The sequence below is a fragment of the Falsiroseomonas sp. genome (assembly GCF_051859025.1).
Taxonomy (GTDB): domain Bacteria; phylum Pseudomonadota; class Alphaproteobacteria; order Acetobacterales; family Acetobacteraceae; genus Falsiroseomonas.
Window position 1 is genome coordinate 128550 of sequence record NZ_JBHYGL010000001.1, and the last position, 16033, is coordinate 144582.

Annotated in this window: 15 protein-coding genes; 12 read left to right on the plus strand and 3 right to left on the minus strand. The window is 71.3% G+C overall.

The annotated features are described in order from the left end of the window. Positions 1 to 114: 114 nt before the first annotated feature. Positions 115 to 1065, plus strand: a complete 951-nt coding sequence (locus ACTIE5_RS00620; RefSeq protein ID WP_439547753.1) for a Bug family tripartite tricarboxylate transporter substrate binding protein — start codon at positions 115 to 117, stop codon at positions 1063 to 1065. 3 nt (positions 1066 to 1068) lie between these two features. On the opposite strand, the gene ACTIE5_RS00625 is transcribed toward ACTIE5_RS00620, so the two are convergent. Together ACTIE5_RS00625 and ACTIE5_RS00630 are read right to left on the minus strand one after the other, a co-directional pair. Next, positions 1069 to 3180 carry a CHASE2 domain-containing protein gene (locus tag ACTIE5_RS00625; RefSeq protein ID WP_439548635.1) on the minus strand — a complete coding sequence of 704 codons (2112 nt, stop codon included), beginning with the start codon at positions 3178 to 3180 and terminating at the stop codon, positions 1069 to 1071. Next, positions 3132 to 3749 carry a FecR family protein gene (locus ACTIE5_RS00630; RefSeq protein ID WP_439548636.1) on the minus strand — a complete coding sequence of 206 codons (618 nt, stop codon included), beginning with the start codon at positions 3747 to 3749 and terminating at the stop codon, positions 3132 to 3134. The genes ACTIE5_RS00625 and ACTIE5_RS00630 overlap by 49 nt, the downstream gene beginning before the upstream one ends. 154 nt (positions 3750 to 3903) lie before the next feature. Between ACTIE5_RS00630 and ACTIE5_RS00635 the strand changes: the two genes are divergently transcribed. The 3 genes from ACTIE5_RS00635 (at position 3904) to ACTIE5_RS00645 (ending at position 8690) form a co-directional block, all read left to right on the plus strand. Next, the gene (locus tag ACTIE5_RS00635) at positions 3904 to 4776 is read left to right on the plus strand and encodes a fumarylacetoacetate hydrolase family protein (RefSeq protein ID WP_439547754.1); all 873 of its coding nucleotides are present in this window, start codon (positions 3904 to 3906) and stop codon (positions 4774 to 4776) included. Positions 4777 to 4861: 85 nt separating this feature from the next. Beyond that, complete coding sequence (locus ACTIE5_RS00640; RefSeq protein WP_439547755.1) at positions 4862 to 5860, plus strand: tripartite tricarboxylate transporter substrate binding protein; 999 nt, start codon at positions 4862 to 4864, stop codon at positions 5858 to 5860. A 79-nt stretch (positions 5861 to 5939) separates the two neighbouring features. Beyond that, positions 5940 to 8690: an autotransporter outer membrane beta-barrel domain-containing protein gene (locus ACTIE5_RS00645; RefSeq protein WP_439547756.1), complete on the plus strand. Its 2751-nt coding sequence runs from the start codon at positions 5940 to 5942 to the stop codon at positions 8688 to 8690. 7 nt (positions 8691 to 8697) lie between these two features. Here ACTIE5_RS00645 and ACTIE5_RS00650 read toward each other — a convergent pair whose 3' ends face one another. Further along, positions 8698 to 9603: an isocitrate lyase/PEP mutase family protein gene (locus tag ACTIE5_RS00650; protein ID WP_439547757.1), complete on the minus strand. Its 906-nt coding sequence runs from the start codon at positions 9601 to 9603 to the stop codon at positions 8698 to 8700. A gap of 125 nt (positions 9604 to 9728) precedes the next feature. On the opposite strand from ACTIE5_RS00650, the gene ACTIE5_RS00655 reads away from it, so the two are divergent. From ACTIE5_RS00655 to phoB, 8 genes are all read left to right on the plus strand, one after another. Next, positions 9729 to 10070, plus strand: coding sequence for an STAS domain-containing protein (locus ACTIE5_RS00655; RefSeq protein ID WP_439547758.1), 342 nt, complete (start codon positions 9729 to 9731; stop codon positions 10068 to 10070). Between the two features lie 7 nt (positions 10071 to 10077). Beyond that, positions 10078 to 10485 carry an ATP-binding protein gene (locus ACTIE5_RS00660; protein ID WP_439547759.1) on the plus strand — a complete coding sequence of 136 codons (408 nt, stop codon included), beginning with the start codon at positions 10078 to 10080 and terminating at the stop codon, positions 10483 to 10485. Between the two features lie 148 nt (positions 10486 to 10633). Next, the gene (gene pstS, locus ACTIE5_RS00665) at positions 10634 to 11698 is read left to right on the plus strand and encodes a phosphate ABC transporter substrate-binding protein PstS (protein WP_439547760.1); all 1065 of its coding nucleotides are present in this window, start codon (positions 10634 to 10636) and stop codon (positions 11696 to 11698) included. A gap of 101 nt (positions 11699 to 11799) precedes the next feature. Continuing rightward, positions 11800 to 12798: a phosphate ABC transporter permease subunit PstC gene (gene pstC / locus ACTIE5_RS00670; protein WP_439548637.1), complete on the plus strand. Its 999-nt coding sequence runs from the start codon at positions 11800 to 11802 to the stop codon at positions 12796 to 12798. Between the two features lie 4 nt (positions 12799 to 12802). Then, positions 12803 to 13708: a phosphate ABC transporter permease PstA gene (gene pstA / locus ACTIE5_RS00675; RefSeq protein WP_439547761.1), complete on the plus strand. Its 906-nt coding sequence runs from the start codon at positions 12803 to 12805 to the stop codon at positions 13706 to 13708. Between the two features lie 71 nt (positions 13709 to 13779). Continuing rightward, complete coding sequence (pstB, locus tag ACTIE5_RS00680) at positions 13780 to 14565, plus strand: phosphate ABC transporter ATP-binding protein PstB (RefSeq protein WP_092958965.1); 786 nt, start codon at positions 13780 to 13782, stop codon at positions 14563 to 14565. 17 nt (positions 14566 to 14582) lie between these two features. Further along, a complete protein-coding gene (gene phoU / locus ACTIE5_RS00685; RefSeq protein ID WP_439547762.1) occupies positions 14583 to 15305 on the plus strand; it encodes a phosphate signaling complex protein PhoU in 723 nt (240 codons plus the stop codon). 11 nt (positions 15306 to 15316) lie between these two features. Further along, entirely contained in the window at positions 15317 to 16030 is a 714-nt protein-coding gene (phoB, locus tag ACTIE5_RS00690; protein ID WP_092957741.1) for a phosphate regulon transcriptional regulator PhoB, read from the plus strand. The last annotated feature ends 3 nt before the right edge of the window (positions 16031 to 16033 follow it).

Genomic DNA, 16033 nt, shown 5'->3' on the forward strand with positions numbered 1-16033 from the left:
GGCAATTAAGCTCCGAGCGCATCTATAGAGATAAGATTGCCATATTAAGCGCTTGTTCATTCGTCGCAGATGGCGTCATACTCTGGTCGAAGACGCGCCGGGGGGAATCGTGGCATGTTAAAGGTGTTCGGCGTGGCTCTGGCTGCCGCACTACTAACCACCCCCGCCGCCGCCCAGGAATGGCCCACCCGCCCCGTCCGTCTCCTCGTCGGCTTCCCCGCCGGCGGTCCCACGGACATTCCCGCCCGCATCATCGCCGACCAGCTTCGCGCCCGCCTGCCGCAGCCCGTGGTGATCGAGAACCGCACCGGCGCCGGCGGCCGCATCGCGCTGGATCATGTGATGTCCCAGCCGCGGGATGGGCACACGCTGCTGGTCTGCACCTATATCGATGCGCTGAATACGCTCGGCACCGCGCGGCCTTATCCGCTGTCGGACCTCGCGCCGATCTCCCAGATCACGCGGGCCTATTACGCGCTGGTCGTGCCCAACAGCCTGCCCGTGCGGGATGCGCGGGAATTCGCGGCGCTGGCGGCGGCGCGGCCGGAGGCGGTGGCCTTCGGGCATGTCGGCGGGGCCTCCATGCCGAACCTTGTGGCGCGGATCTTCGAGGGGCTGGTGGGCGCGCGGATGGTCGAGGTGCCCTATCGCGGCACGCCGCCGGTGCTGCAGGACCTCATCGCGGGGCGGTTGCAGCTGTTCGTGGGGCCGCTGGTGAACACCATGCCGCTGGCGCAGGCGGGGCAGGTGCGGGCGATCGGGATGACCAGCCCCGAAAGGCTGGCGGTGGCGCCTGATGTGCCGACGCTCCGGGAACAGGGGATCGACCTGGTGGCGCAGGGGTGGCTCGGCATTTGCGGGGCGAATGGCATCCCGGCGCCCGTCGTCGCGACGGTGAATCGGCTGGTGGTGGAGGCGGTGGCCAGCCCGGAATACCGGGCGGCGGTGGAGGGGACCGGGGCGGGAGCTGTCTCCTCCTCCCCGGCGGAGCTGGCGCGGCTGATGGAGGAGACGGTCGCGCAGTATCGCGGGGTGATCCGGGGGTTCAACATCCCGCTGGACTGACCCCTACCCACCGCGCTGGTCCACCAAAACAGAAGAAAATCCGCGATTCAGGCGGTCCAGTTGGAACAGCGTCGGCGGGTCCTCGGGCAGGGCGCCGGCGACCCGGCTGAAGGCGGCCTGGGCGGCGGGGCCGTCGCCGGCCAGCAGGGCGGCGAGGCCTTCATCCCAGGCGGCGCGGGCCTCGGGCGGGGCGTCCCACGGGCTGTAGACATCGACGGCGGCGGCGCGGCCGCGGGCGGCCAGGCGGCCCAGGCAGCGGAAGCCGGCGCCGGATTGCGCGGCGGCTGTCTCACGATCCAGCAGCACCGTGGTGCCGAAGATCTTGTTGGCCGCTTCGAGCCGCGCGGCCAGGTTCACCGCATCCCCATGCGCGGTGTAGTCCAGCACCCGCCCGCCGCCGACATCGCCGACGATGGCGACGCCGGTCGCGATGCCGATTCGCGTGATGCCGAAGCCGGCCTCCGCATGGGCCTTGGCGAAATCCTCGCCATAGGCCGCCAGTTCCATCCCGCAGGCGACGGCGTGGCGTTCATGGCCGGGCTGGTCCAGCGGCGCGCCGAACATCACATGCAGCGCATCCCCCACCACCTTGTCGAGCGTGCCGCCGTGGCGGGCAATGATCTCCGCCGCGCCGGCGATGTAGGCGTCCAGCAGGCCGATCAGCGTGGCGGGGCCGCTGCGCTCCACCAGGCCGGTGAAGCCGGCGATGTCGGTGAAGACGAAGCTCATCCGCCGTGCCTCGCCGCTGATGCGCACCAGGCCGGGTTCGCGGGCGATGCGGGCGACCAGCCCGGGCGGCAGGGATTGCGCGAAGCGGGCCACCAGGCGCGCGCGGCTGGCGCGCGTCGCGATGAAGGCGGCCAGCGCCGCCACGGCGGCCGGCGCCAGCAGGGCTGCCAGCGGCAGCAGCGGGTCCGCCAGCAGCATCGTGCCTGACAGCAGCGCCAGCACGCCGATCGGGATGGCGAAGAGCGCGGCGATGGCCAGGCCCGCCAGCGCCAGCGGTGGCAGCACCGCGCCGGCCGCGGCGCCGGCCAGGCCGAGCGCGGCGGCGGCGGCGATCTCCGCGCTGTCGAGCCAGGCGGGGCGGCGGGGCAGCCAGAGGGTCATGGCCTGGGCCAGTGCCTCCGCCTGCAGGCGGATGCCGGGGACCAGGGGGGCGAAGCCGGAATCGCGCAGCGCGCCGAGTTCGGGCGCGGTGCCGCCCAGCATCACGATATGGCCGTGGATGGCGGGGGCGGGGCCTTCCAGCAGCGCGGCGGCGGACACCAGCGGCAAAGCCGGGCCGGGATGCAGGCGGATGGACAGGGTCTGGTCCAGCGGCAGCACCACGCCGCGCAGGCGGAGTTCCGGCCCCTCCGGCGCCAGCAGGGGGGTGGAACCGCCGAGTGCCAGGCGCAGTGCCTCCAGCACCAGGCCCGGGCGCCATTCATCGCCCACGCGCACCACCAGCGGCACGCTGCGGACGGTACCGCCCTCGATCGAGGCGGCGCCATGGCCGGGGGCGGCGGCGACCAGCGCGGGCAGGGCGGTGGCGGCGCCGGGGGCGGCGAGTGGCGTCAGCGCAACGGGGTTGCCGAGCAAAGCGAAGCCGCCGGGCGCGGCGGGGGGTGGCGTGGCCTCCGGCGCCAGCAGGAAGCCGATGGCGACGGGGGCGCCGGCCAGGGTGCGGGCCAGCGTGGCGTCATGGTCCGGCAGGCCAGCGGCGCGGCGCAGCAGGGCGGCGGCTTCGGCGGGCGGCAGGGACTCCGCCAGGCGCCGGGCGAGGATGGCGGGGGCGGCGCGGTCCGGGCCCTCGAACAGGATGTCGGTGGCGATGGCGGCGGCGCCGTCCAGGCGGTCCAGCAGCGCGGCGATGCGGTCCCTCGGCCAGGGCCAGGGGCCGATGGCGGCCAGGCTGTCGCGGTCGATCGCCACCACCAGCACGGGGGGCGCGGGGCCGGGGCGGGGCCAGGCGGCCAGCAGCGCATCCAGCGCGCCATCCCGCGCCGCGGCGAAGGGCGACGGCAGCAGCAGGCGAAGCGCGAGGAGCAGCGCCGCGGTGGCGGCACCCCAGCGGAGGGGGGTCAGAGCCCCACCGTGGCCAATGCCCGGGCGATGCGGGCGGCGGCCCAGGGCAGGGGCGCATCCGGCACGCCGCCGATGATGTCGGTGCCGAAGCCGGCGGGCAGCGTGACGAGGCGGCCGCCGGCGGAGACCGCGGCCTCCCCGCGCGCGACGAAGACGCTGAAGCGGCCCTCCGTCTCCCCGGCCCAGAAGGCGGTGCCGCGCACGCCGATCAGCGCGGCGGGGGAGATGATGGCGACGGGCGCGCGGGGGGCGGTTTCGGGGCGGCTGAACCAGAGGGAGCCGGCCGCGCGGCGCAGCACGGTGCCGGCGCCATCGGCCGGCGCGGCCTGGGGCGCGGCGGGCAGGCTGTCCAGCAGCAGGCGGGAGAGCGGGCCGAGGCGGAGTTCGATATCCCCCGCCAGCCGCGCCAGCAGCCGGGATTCGGCTGAGGTGACGAGGGTATCGCCTTCCCCCAGTGGCGCGGCGGGGGCGAGGGTGCGGCTGGCGCCGGGGCGTTCGGCCCGGGCGGTGCCGGTGATTTCCACGGCCTCCCCCACCCGTCTCGGCGCGGGGCCGGCGGCGGAGAGGAGCAGGGCGGCGGCGGCCAGGCCTCGGCGGCGGATCGGGTGCGGCATGGAAGGGGCCTGTCCGTTGCGGGGGCGGAGTATCGCGCGGAAGGCGGGGGGCTGCCAGCGTCGGCCGGGGATTGGGGGCGGGTTGCCCGGGGGCGGTTTTGTCGATAAAAATCCAGGTGGGAACACCGTCCAGGCCCTCGCAAGGAACCGCCGCATGCGTCTGCTCAGCTTCATCGAGAATGGGCGCAGCGCGCCTGGTGTGCGGATCGGGGATGAGGTGGTGCCCGTGGCCGCGCTGGCCGGCTTCCCGGATGACGCGCTGGCGCTGGTCAGGCTGGGGGCGGAGGGGCTTGCGAAGCTGGCGGCGGCGGCGGCGGCGGCACCTGCCTCCGCGCGGCGGAAGCTGGCGGGCCTCACGCTCGGCATGCCGATCCCCCGGCCGGGCAAGGTGGCCTGCATCGGGCTGAACTACGCGCTGCATGCGAAGGAAGGTGGCAACCCCATCCCCGACTATCCCGCGATGTTCCTGCGCGTGCAGACCAGCCTGGTGGGGCCGGACCAGCCGATGCTGCGGCCCAAGGTCTCCGACAAGTTCGACTATGAGGCGGAGCTGGCGATCATCATCGGCAAGCGCGCGCGCTGCGTGAAGCAGGCCGACGCGCTGGACTACGTGGCGGGCTATTCGCTGTTCAATGACGGGTCCATCCGCGACTACCAGCGGAAGTCCACGCAGTGGACGATGGGCAAGAACTTCGACGCGACGGGCGCCTTCGGGCCGGAGATCGTGACGGCGGACGAACTGCCCGCCGGTGCGGCGCCGCTGCGCATCTGCGCGCGCGTCGATGGCCAGACGGTGCAGGACAGCACGACGGGCGACATGATCTTCAGCGTGGCCCGCGCGATCGAGATCATCTCCGAGGTGATGACGCTGGAGCCGGGCGACGTGATCGCGACGGGCACGCCTTCGGGCGTGGGCTATGCGCGCAAGCCGCCGCTGTTCCTGGCACCGGGCAAGGTGGTGGAGATCGAGGTCGAGGGCATCGGCGTGCTGCGCAACACCATCGCAGACGATCCCGCCTTCGGCTGAGACCCACGATCCCTTCCCCGCGCTCGCGGGGTGGGGATATGCTCCGCCCCATCAACGAAGAATGACGATGGGGAGGAGCGTGACCATGGGGCGCATCATCATGGGCCGTCGCGCCGCGCTGGGCGCCGCGGCGGGCCTGCTGGCGGAGCCGGCGTCAGGATGGCTGGCGGCGCCGGCCTTCGCGCAGGCGCCCTGGCCTGACAAGCCCATCCGCATCCTGGTGGCCTTTCCGCCCGGCGCCAGCACGGATGTCCTGGCCCGGGCACTGGCCAATGCGCTGGCCCCGGTGCTCGGCCAGCCCGTGGTGGTGGAGAACCGGCCCGGCGCGGGCGGCAACATCGCGACCACGACGGTGAAGCGCAGCGCGCCGGATGGCAGCGTCTTCCTGGCGCATTCCGTCGCCTTCTCCGTCAACCCGTCCCTGTTCCGCAACGCCGGCTACGACGCGGTGGCGGATTTCGAGCCGGTGGCGATGCTGGCCAGCACGCCCAACATCATCACGGTGAACACGGACAGGCTCGCCGTCGCGAACCTCGGCGAGCTGATCGCGGCGGCGCGGACCAGGCCGCTGGACTACGGCTCCTCCGGCATCGGGACGACGACGCATCTCGGCATGGAATTGCTGTTCCGCAGCCTGGCGCGGGTGGAGGTGCAGCACGTGCCCTTTGGCCCGGCGCAGGCAGTGACGGCGGTGGTGGGCGGGCAGGTGCCGATCGGCAGCACGAGCCTGCCGCCCGCCTTGCCCATGGTGCGGGATGGCAGGCTGCGCGGCATCGCCGTGACCAGCCTGCGGCGCGACCCCGCGCTGCCGGATGTGCCCACGGTCGCGGAACAGGGCTTCCCGGGGTTCGAGGCGCTGACCTGGTTCGGCCTCATGGCGCCGCACGGAACCCCCGCCGCGATCACCGACCGGATGAATGCCGAGGTCAACAAGGTGCTGACATCGGCCGAGACGCGCGGGCGCCTCGATGCCATGGGCTTCGTGCCGGATGCGCGGGACCGCCCGGCCTTCGCTTCCTACCTGGCGGAGGAGGTGACGAAATGGGCCGGGGTGGTCCGCGCCTCCGGTGCCTCCGCCGAGTGAGTCCGGCGGCGCGGTGTTAACCGGGCCTTTACCCGACCTTGGCTAATCGGCCTGGCCCACGCGCCAGGAAGGCCAAGGAATGTCTGAACTGCTCCCCCGTCGCCGGCGTCATGCCGGCCGTGCCGCCATGCTGCTGCTCTCCGCATCCAGCCTGGCGCTGATGGGGTGGCAGCCGCCGGATGCGGCGGCGTCGACAGCGACCTTCTTCGACAGCATCGCGGAGGGGCGGACGGATTTCGACAATCGCGTGGCGACCGCGGGCGGCACGGTGAACACGGACCTGCTGAGCGGGCTGACCAGCGGCGCGACGAGCTGGGCGCGCAGCGCCTTCACCATCACCGCCGCCGACGGCGCCACGCGCAACACCAGCACCTCCCGCTTCACGGCCACCCAGGGGCCGAGCGGCACCTTCAACAGCGGCGACAGCGTGCGCATGGTGGCGGACGGTACCGGCATCGCGGGCAGCGGGCTGGTCTTCACCTTCACCACACCCATCAACGCCTTCGCGATCGAGCTGGAGGGCTGGGCGACCTGCTGCTACCCGAGCGCGCTCTATATCGCCTTCGATGGCGGCACGCCGATTCTGGTCGGCTCCGCCAATGCCGATAGCGACAATCCCGGCTATGCGCGCTACAGCCAGTTCAGGAACCTTGTCGCCGCGATCAGCGATAGCGGTACCTTCAGTACCATCGCCTTCTACGGCGAGGCCAGCGGCGACACGATGTGGGGCGGCGGCACGGTGCGCTACGCGGTGGTGCCGGTGGGCGGGCTGTCGGGCGGCGGTGGCGGTGGCGGCGTGATCGACAGCAGCCGCGGTTCCTTCAACGAGGGTGACAGCGCGGCGCAGGCCACCACCGTGACCTTCCGCGGCGGCACCTTCCGACCGACGGCGCGCGTGGTGCTGACCCAGCCCGTGGTGGTGGAGGCGACGAACGGCATCATCGACACATCCCTGGGCGCGGTGGTGCTGACGGGGACCATCACCGGCGACGGGCAGTTGCAGGTGCTGGGCGGCGGGCTGCTGACGCTGCAGGGTCAGGTGCAGAATGGCGGCGGCGCGCAGGTGCAGCAGGGCACGCTGTCGGTGCAGGGCCAGCTTGGCGGGCCGCTATCGGTGCTGTCGGGCGGCACGGTGATGGGCGGCGGCACGGTCACCGGCCCCAGCACCATCGCCGGCACGCTCTCCCCCGGCGCATCGCCGGGCATCATCACCTTCACCGCGCCGGTGACGCTGGCGGCAGGGTCCACCACCCGGCTGGAGATCGACGGGCCCACCGCCGGCACGGGCAGCGGGTTCCATGACCAGGTGCTGGTGACGGGCGCGGGAAGCACGCTGACCGCCGGCGGCACGCTGGCACCCGTGCTGCGCGGCATCAGCGGGGATGCCACCAACAGCTTCAACCCCGCCATCGGCCAGGGCTTCCGGGTGATCCGGGCGGAGGGTGGCGTTCTCGGCAGCTTCGCGGGCCTCACGCAGCCGACGGATGGCCTGCCGGCGGGGTCCCGCTTCGATGCGATCTATGGGGCCAATACGCTCGACCTGGTGCTGACACCGGCGCGCTATGCGGACCTCGCGCCGCTCGGCGTCGGGCAGCGGGTGAACCAGGTCTCCACCGGTGCGGCGCTGGACGCCATCCGCCCGGCGGCGGGGCTGCGGATGACGGGCGATGCGGAAGCCACCTTCGGCGCGCTCTACGCGCTGCCGGCCCGCGCCGTTCCCGCGGCGCTGGACCAGGTCTCCGGCGTCGTCCATGCCGATGCGCTGGCGGCGTCGCTGGCGCATCGCCGGATCTTCGGCGGCGCCACCGCGCAGCGCATGGGCGCGATCCGCAGCGGCGATGCGGGGCTGGTCGCGGCGCAGGGCGCGCTGGCGCCGCGCGTGGCGCTGGACAGCGCGCGCATCGCGCGGATGTCCGCCATGCCGGGCGCGGGCGTGGGCGACGAGGAACAGCCCACGGGCGACGGCGGCGATGGCGCCTTCGGGCTGCCGGGCTGGTCCGTCTGGGGCCGGGCGCTGGGCGGCTGGGGCAGCACGGGCAGCGACGGCGTCGCGCCGGGATACAGCCGGCAATCCGGCGGCGCGCTGGTGGGCGCGGACCGCGCCTTTGCGCCCGGCCTGACCGGCGGCATCGCGCTGGGCTTCCTGCGCGGCCAGGTGGATGGCGATGGCGCGACGGGGGAGGTGCGGATCGAGAGCTACCAGGCCAGCCTCTACGGCCTGTATGCGCCGCCCACGGAAGCGGCATGGAAGCCCTTCGTCGATGTCACCCTCGGCACCGGCCTCAGCCGCTACGATGCGCGCCGCACCATCGCCTTCGGCACCCTGTCGCGCCGCGCCACCGCGGACAGCCAGGGCACGGATGTGACGGCAGAGGCCGGGATCGGCTTCTCCACCCGGATCGAGGGGATCGAGATCGAGCCGCGGCTGCATCTGCGCTGGGACCGCATCGCCCGCCGCGGCTTCACGGAGACGGGGGCGGGTTCGCTGAACCTGACGGTGGATGGGCGCACGGCGGATGCGCTGCGCGCGGGCATCGGCGTCTCCGCGGCGCGGAGCTTCGACCTCGGCAACGGGGTGCGGCTGCGGCCGGAGGCGCGCCTGGGATATGCGCGGGAGATGCAGGATGGCCTCGGCCGATCCACGCACCGTCTGGGCGGCGTGGGCTTCGGCGTGGAATCCGCGCGGGTCGGGCAGAACGGGCTGACGGGCGGCATCGGCATCACCGCCTACCGCGGCGACCGCTTCGCCGTGGTGGCGGATTACGATGCGGTGAAGCGCGAAGGCGGCACCGACCATGTCGCCACCATCGGCATGCGCTGGGTGTGGTGACGCGCGCTCAGCGCGCGTACTTTTTCTCCATGGCGTAATAGGCGTTGAAGCCGACGCGGTCATAGAGTTCGTCGAAGGGCAGCAGCCGGTCCGCGCCGGGATGCTGCCCTTGCGCCATCAGCGCCAGCGCATCCTGCTGCGCCTTGATGACGACGTTGATCAGCGTGACGCCGAGCAGCAGGATGTCGTAGCCGATCGCCTCCGCCTGCCTGGGCGCCAGCAAGGGGCGGCCGGGTTTCTCGACCTGGGCAAGCATGGTGGGCGTGCTGCCGGTGACGCGGTGCAGCGCCTCCATTTCCTGCGTTGACTGGGGCGCCTCGAAATAGACGATGTCGGCGCCGAGTTCGGCAAAGGCCTGGGCGCGCCAGAGGGCTTCGTCGAGGCCGACCGCCGCGCGGCTGTCGGTGCGGCCGATGATGAGGAGGTCGCCGCCGGCGCGGCGGATGGCATCGCGGGCATCCAGGGCGGCGCGCAGGCGCATGATAGCTTCGTCGCGCGGCGCCACTTCCAGACCCTGGGCGAAGCCGCAGCGCTTGGGGAAGATCTGGTCCTCGATCATCACGCAGGCGAAGCCGGCCTGGTGGTAGCCCGCGATGGTGCGGCGGACATTCACGGGATTGCCGAAGCCGGTATCGGCATCGCCGATGATGGGCAGCGTGGTCGCCGCGCAGACCTCCCGCCCCGCATCCAGCATCTCCCGGTACGAAACCAGCCCCGCATCGGGCAGGCCGAGGCGCGCGGCGGAGACGGCGTAGCCCGAGAGGAAGGCGGCGGGCAGGCCGGCGCGGGCGATGAGGCGCGCCCCCATCGCATCATGGCAGCCCGGCACCACGGCGATGCCGGGTGCGTCGAGCACCGCGCGCAGGCGGGCGGCGGGGGAGGGGACAGGCCCCTCGGCTTCCGGGTCGAGCATGGTCGTTATCCTCCGGCCGCGATGCTGGCACGGGCGGGGGCGGCGGGGCAGTGTCGTGCAACTGTCACACGCGCGGCGCGGGCGGTTGGTCTAGATGACCGGCGGTTCGGGACGGGAGCGATGGCGTGAAGTTCGACGTGGTGGAGATCAACGACCAGGCCAACAGGATCGTGCTGACGGGGCGGCTGGATTCCGGCACGGTCGGCGCGGTGGAGACGCCCTTCACGGCGACCATCGCCGCATCCGGCCGCAGCGCGGTGCTGGACCTGACGGCGCTGGAATTCCTGTCCTCCCTCGGCATCCGGCTGCTGCTGTCCGCCGCGCGGGTGGTGTCGCGGCGCGGCGGCAAGGTGGTGCTGTTCGGCGCCCAGCCCATGGTGGCGGAGGTCCTGGCGGCGATGGCGCTGGACCAGGTGCTGCCGCTGGTGGCGACCGAGGATGAGGCGCTGGCCCGACTGGCCGCCTGACGCGCCGATGCTGCGACTCGAGGTGCCGATCCGGCTGCCCGCGATCGCGGAGGCGCAGGCGGCGATCGAGGCCTGGGCCGGTGAAGCGGGTCTCGGCCCCGCCGCCACCTACCGCCTGGCGCTGGTGGCGGAGGAATTGCTGGCGAACCTGGTCATGCATGGCCGATTCGCGGGGGAGGCGCCCGCCGCCCGGCTCAGCGTGGAGGCGGAAGGGGGCGCCGCCGTGCTGGTGATCGAGGACGCGGCCGCGCCCTTCGATCCGCGGGCGGCCGTCCGGCCCGCGGCACCACGGCTGGATGACGACCGCATCGGCGGCATGGGGCTGGCGCTGGTGCGGAAGATGGCGGCGGGGCTGGACTACGGCCCGGCCGGGGATGGCTGGAACCGCACCAGGATCACCCTCGACGCGGCGTGAAGATGGCGACAAGGCGCCGGGTTGTCGGGCGCTCTGTCATCGAAGCTTCATCAAACTGCAATCGGTTGGTCGTCCCATGCGCCTAGAAGGCGCTCGCCGGACGCCACGCTGCGCTTCCGGCACGCGAACAGGACCGGAGAGAGACACAGTGAACAGGCGCACCCTTCTGCTCGGCACCGGCGCGGCCCTTGGCGCCGGGCTGTTCGATGCCCGCGGCGCGATGGCCCAGGTCCCGACGGTGACCGGCGCCGGCGCCACCTTTCCCCGCCCGCTTTATGAGCGCTGGTCGGCGCTGGCGCGTGACGCCGGTGCGGTGCAGCTGAACTACCAGTCGATCGGCTCCGGCGGCGGCATCAACCAGATCACGGCCCGCACGGTCGATTTCGGCGCCTCCGACGCGCCGCTGACGACGGAGCAGCTGACCGAGCGAAACCTGCTGCAATTCCCGACCGTGATGGGTTCGGTGGTGCTGAGCGCCAACCTGCCCGGCGTGGCGGACAATGCGCTGAAGCTGACGCCGGAAGTCATCGCCGACATCTTCCTGGGCAAGATCACCCGCTGGCGCGACAACCGGATCGTCGAGCTGAACCGCGGCCTGACCATCCCGAACCTGCCGCTGTCCATCGCCTATCGCGCCGACGGGTCGGGCACGACCTGGGTGTGGACGACCTACCTGTCCCGCGTGTCCGAGGAATGGAAGAACGGCCCGGGCGCCGGCACTTCCGTCCGCTGGCCGGTCGGCAATGGCGCGCGGGGCAATGAGGGTGTTTCCAACATCATCCGCAACAGCCCCGGCACCATCGGCTACATCGAGAATGCCTATGCCGTCGTGAACCGGATGCCGACGACGCAGATCCGCAACAAGGCCGGCAACTTCATGACGCCGCAGCCCGCGGCCTTCAACGCCACGGCGGCCACGGCGGATTGGAACGTGCCGAACTTCGCGGCCGACACGATCGACCTGGCCGGCGCGGATGTGTGGCCGATCACCTCCCCCACCTACATCCTGCTGCCGACCAACCCGGCGGCCGACAAGGTGGCGGGTAGCCGCAATGCCATGCGCTTCTTCGACTGGGCCTTCACGAATGGCGCGGAGGCCGCGACGCGGCTTGAATACATCCCGCTGCCGGCTTCCGCCCATGCCGCCATCCGGGCCGCCTGGGCGGCGCGGGTGAAGGGCCCGGGCGGCGAGGCGCTGTGGCCGGTCGCCTGATCCGGCCGCGTCCGTGAGGAGGGGGCCGGGCGTGGTGGCGCCTGGCCCTTCCGCATGGGCTTGATTCACCTGTAGGTCCGTCGAATTCTTCTCCGACCAGGATACGCGCCTTGCAGCAGACGATCCCCGCCGATGCCTCGGCAATTCCCGGCGCCGCGCGACGCCGCGGCAGCGGCAGCCTTGGCGACAAGGTGTTCGAGGGCCTGTGTACCGGCGCCGGCGTGCTGGTGCTGCTGACGCTCGGCGGCATCATCCTGACGCTGTTCATCGGCGCCCTGCCGGCCTTCAAGCACTACGGGCTCGGCTTCCTGGTCAGCGATGCGTGGAACCCGGTGGAGGATCACCGGGAGGAGTACGGGGCGCTCGTCTCCGTCTTCGGCACGGTGGTCAGCGCGATCCTGGCCATCATCTTCGCCGTGCCCGTCGCCTTCGGCATCGCCTTCTTCCTGACGGAGCTTGCGCCGGATTGGCTGCGGCGGCCGGTCGGCACGGCGGTGGAATTGCTGGCGGCGGTGCCGTCCATCATCTACGGCATGTGGGGCCTGTTCGTGGTGGTGCCCTTCGTGCAGGTCTATATCCAGCTTTCGCTGGGCGAATACCTGGAACAGATCCCGCTGGTCGGCTTCATCTTCGAAAGCCGGTCCTTCGCGGGCACGTCGCTGTTCACCGCCGCGATCGTGCTGGCCATCATGATCCTGCCCTTCATCGCCGCCACCATGCGCGACGTCTTCCAGCAGGTGCCGCCGGTGTACAAGGAAAGCGCCTACGGCCTGGGTGCCACGCGGTGGGAGGTGATGAAGGGCGTGGTGCTGCCCTACACCCGCATCTCCGTCGTCGGCGGCATCATGCTCGGCCTCGGCCGCGCGCTGGGGGAGACGATGGCCGTCACCTTCGTGATCGGCAACGCCAACCGGATGCCGCAATCGGTCTTCGATCCCGCGACCACCATCGCTTCCGTCATCGCGATGGAGTTTCCCGAAAGCCTGTCCGGCAGCCTGAAGCAATCCGCGCTGTTCGCCGTGGGCTTCCTGCTCTTCGTCATCTCCTTCCTCGTGCTGGCGTTGTCGCGCTGGCTGCTGCGGTCCCGGCTGAAGGCCTGATCCCATGAGCACGACAACCCTGCCGCCCCGGGCGGCGGCCCGCAACGATGCCACCGCCCGCGCGCTCGGGCGCCGCCGCCGGATGGTGGACATCACCGTCAAGTGGCTGTGCATGGGCGCGACGCTGCTGGGGCTGTTCTTCCTGGCCTCCATCATGGCGACGCTGCTGTGGCGCGGCATGGTGGCGCTGGACCTGAACATCTTCGTCAGCGAATTCCGCCCCACCAGCTATGGCGAGGAGACGGCGCAGCGCGGCGGGCTGGTGCATGCCATCATCGGCAGCATCATCCAGGCATCCATCGCGACCCTGATCGGCACGCCGATCGGCCTGCTGGTCGGTACCTACCTGGCGGAATACGCGCGGGGATCGGCTTTCGGCAATGCGGTGCGCTTCGTGTCGGACGTGCTGCTTTCCGCCCCGTCCATCCTGATCGGCCTGTTCATCTACCAGCTTGTCGTGCTGCCGATGGGGGCGTTCTCCGGCATTGCCGGGGCGCTGGCGCTGGCGATCATCGTCATCCCCGTCGTCGTGCGCACGACGGAGGACATGCTGCAGCTGATCCCGAACACGCTGCGGGAGGCGGTGATCGGCCTCGGCGCGCCGAAGTGGAAGATGATCACGCTGGTCTGCTACAAGGCGGCGGCGTCGGGCATCGTGACGGGCATCCTGCTGGCCATCGCGCGCATCGCGGGGGAGACGGCGCCGCTGCTGCTGACCAGCTTCGGCAACAACGTCACCAGCTTCGACCTCAGCCGCGCCATGGCGAGCCTGCCGATCGCCATCTACCAGCAGGCCAATTCCGGCTTCCCGGACCTGATCGAGATCGCCTGGGCCGGCGCCCTCATCATCACCCTCGGGGTGCTCGCCATCAACATCATCGCCCGCACGCTGTTGCGCGGGCGGCAGTGAGCCAGGAAGGGAGAGGGCCGATGAGCTCCACCACCGAGACCAAGCAGAGCGCCGAGGCCGGCTTCGGCGGCATGCAGGCGCGGTCGGGCGCGCAGATCAATGCCACCTCGCGCATTTCGGTCCGCAACCTCGATTTCTACTACGGCACCAACAAGGCGCTGAAGGGGATCAACCTGGAACTGCCGGACCGGCAGGTGACGGGCATGATCGGGCCGTCCGGCTGCGGCAAGTCCACGCTGCTGCGGGTGCTGAACCGGATGTACAGCCTGTACCCCGGGCAGCGGGCGGAGGGCGAGGTGCTGATGGATGGCCGCAACATGATCGACCCGTCGGTCGACCTGAATGAGCTGCGGTCCAAGGTCGGCATGGTGTTCCAGAAGCCGACGCCCTTCCCGATGACGATCTACGACAACATCGCCTTCGGCATCAAACTGCATGAGAAGCTGCCGAAATCGGAACTGGACGACCGCATCGAATGGGCGCTGTCCCGCGCCGCGATCTGGGGCGAGGTGAAGGACCGGCTGCAATCCAGCGCCATGGGCCTGTCGGGCGGCCAGCAGCAGCGGCTTTGTATCGCGCGGTCCATCGCGGTGCGGCCGGAGGTGATGTTGTTCGACGAGCCGACCAGCGCGCTCGACCCGATCTCCACCCTCAAGATCGAGGAGCTGATCGACGAGCTGAAGCGCGACTTCACCATCTGCATCGTCACCCACAACATGCAGCAGGCCGCGCGCTGCGCGGACCAGGTGGCGTTCTTCTACCTCGGCGAGTTGGTGGAGGTGGCGCCGGCGGCGCGCATGTTCACCGCGCCGCGGGAGAAGCGGACGCAGGAATACATCACCGGCCGGTTCGGCTGATCGGGAGGATCTGGATCATGCCGATGGAACAGGGCGAGCATATCGTCCGCAGCTACGACGAACAGCTTCGCCGCGTGCGCGACATGGTGGCGCGGATGGGCGGGCTGGCGGAACGCCAGGTGAATGACGCGACCGTCGCCCTGGTGCGCCGCGATGCCACGCTGGCGGCGGAGGTGATCGGCCGCGACGCCGCGATCGACCAGCTGGAGCGCGAGATCGAGGCCTTCTGCATCCGCATCCTGGCCACGCGCCAGCCGATGGCGAGCGACCTGCGCTTCATCGTCGCCGCCATGAAGGTGAGCCACAATCTGGAACGGATCGGCGACTACGCCCGCAACGCCGCCAAGCGCAGCATCGTCATCGCGCAGCAGCCCGCGATCGGCAGCCTGAACGGCTTCAGCCGCATGGCGCGCCTGGTGCAGGAGAACCTGAAGCTCGCCATCGATGCGCTGGTGAATGACGATGCCGATGCGGCGCAGCGCGTCTGGGCGGCGGATGAGCCGGTGGACGATGTCTACAACGGCATCTTCCGGGAGATGCTGACCTTCATGATGGAGGATCCGCGGAACATCACCGCGGCGACGCATCTGCTGTTCATCGCCAAGAACCTGGAACGCATCGGCGACCACGCGACCAACATCGCGGAGACGGTGCATTACGCCGTGCGCGGCGACAGCCTGCCGGATGACCGGCCCAAGGCCGATGGCTCCGCCTACGCCGTCGTCCGCCCGCCTGAGTGAGGGATCACGCCATGCCCGACGCCATTGGCAGCCTGGCCAAGCCCACCATCCTGGTGGTGGAGGACGAGGCGCCGCTGCTGACCTTGCTGCGCTACAATCTGGAAAAGCAGGGCTTCCGTGTTGAGGAAGCGACCGATGGGCAGGAGGCGCTGCTGCGCGTCGCCGAAGGCCCGCCGGACCTGATCCTGCTGGACTGGATGCTGCCGCAGCTTTCGGGGCTGGAGGTCTGCCGCCAGATCCGCCGGCGCCCCAACACCCGCGACCTGCCCATCATCATGGTCACGGCGCGGACCGAGGACCAGGACGCGGTGCGCGCGCTGGATACCGGCGCGGACGACTACATCGCCAAGCCCTACGTCATGGACGCGCTGCTGGCCCGCATCCGGGCGCTGCTGCGGCGGTCCGGCGCCGTGCCGGTGAAGGGGCGCCTGACCTATGCCGACCTGGTGATGGACCAGGACGCGCATCGCGTGACGCGGGGCAGCCGGTCGCTGCATCTCGGCCCCACCGAATACCGGCTGCTGGAGTTCTTTCTGAGCCACCCCGGCCGTGTGTTCACACGGGAACAGCTGCTGGACGCCGTCTGGGGCCGCGACATCCATGTGGAGCCGCGGACGGTTGACGTGCATATCCGGCGCCTGCGCAAGGCGGTGAACGGGGAGGGGGAGGCGGACATCATCCGCACCGTTCGCTCCGCCGGCTACGCGCTGGATGTGGAGGAATAGCCC

Bases quoted from the DNA above. Each gene is read 5' to 3' on its own strand.
- ACTIE5_RS00620 (WP_439547753.1), top strand. From the start codon at position 115: ATGTTAAAGGTGTTCGGCGTGGCTCTGGCTGCCGCACTACTAACCACC.
- ACTIE5_RS00630 (WP_439548636.1), bottom strand. From the start codon at position 3,749: ATGCCGCACCCGATCCGCCGCCGAGGCCTGGCCGCCGCCGCCCTGCTC.
- ACTIE5_RS00635 (WP_439547754.1), top strand. From the start codon at position 3,904: ATGCGTCTGCTCAGCTTCATCGAGAATGGGCGCAGCGCGCCTGGTGTG.
- ACTIE5_RS00640 (WP_439547755.1), top strand. From the start codon at position 4,862: ATGGGGCGCATCATCATGGGCCGTCGCGCCGCGCTGGGCGCCGCGGCG.
- ACTIE5_RS00645 (WP_439547756.1), top strand. From the start codon at position 5,940: ATGTCTGAACTGCTCCCCCGTCGCCGGCGTCATGCCGGCCGTGCCGCC.
- ACTIE5_RS00650 (WP_439547757.1), bottom strand. From the start codon at position 9,603: ATGCTCGACCCGGAAGCCGAGGGGCCTGTCCCCTCCCCCGCCGCCCGC.
- ACTIE5_RS00660 (WP_439547759.1), top strand. From the start codon at position 10,078: ATGCTGCGACTCGAGGTGCCGATCCGGCTGCCCGCGATCGCGGAGGCG.
- pstA (WP_439547761.1), top strand. From the start codon at position 12,803: ATGAGCACGACAACCCTGCCGCCCCGGGCGGCGGCCCGCAACGATGCC.
- pstB (WP_092958965.1), top strand. From the start codon at position 13,780: ATGCAGGCGCGGTCGGGCGCGCAGATCAATGCCACCTCGCGCATTTCG.
- phoU (WP_439547762.1), top strand. From the start codon at position 14,583: ATGCCGATGGAACAGGGCGAGCATATCGTCCGCAGCTACGACGAACAG.
- phoB (WP_092957741.1), top strand. From the start codon at position 15,317: ATGCCCGACGCCATTGGCAGCCTGGCCAAGCCCACCATCCTGGTGGTG.